This is a genomic window from Bacillus sp. 05T31 (assembly GCF_056396725.1).
Window position 1 is genome coordinate 1 of record NZ_JBFTMA010001426.1, and the last position, 422, is coordinate 422.

A 422-nucleotide genomic window follows, 5' to 3' on the forward strand; every position below is an offset into this window, starting at 1 on the left:
GAGAAAGATTATAAAACAATATTTTTATTAGCGAGTGAATATTCAAAACTAAAAAAATTCAAAGAAGCGAGTCGGTATATTGAAAAGGGATTGAAAATATGTAACAGAGAATATGAGTATCATTTCAATATTTTAAAAGCATTAAATGAAGAAATACCGATTGAAGAGTTAGAAGTGATTATCGAAGAAGCAATTCAATATTTTAAAGAACAAAATTTATGGATAGAAGTAAAAAAATATGCGGAGCGGTTAGCGATTCAATATTTTGATGTTGCAAATGAAAAGAAAGCTATCCAGTATTTTTATTTAAGTTATGAAGCTAGAAAAATTATTCAACAAAAAGAGGGTATATACGTTTAAATTAAATGTAGGTATTTTAAGTGTTTTTAGGATTAGCAGTATTGTTTTTCAGAGTATATGGA

At 26.1% G+C, this 422-nt stretch carries 1 pseudogene; it reads left to right on the forward strand.

Features of this window, described 5'->3' with window-relative positions:
• Positions 1-360: pseudogene (locus tag AC1DJR_RS33645) on the forward strand (tetratricopeptide repeat protein); the annotation flags it as partial.
• Between the last annotated feature and the right edge of the window lie 62 nt (positions 361-422).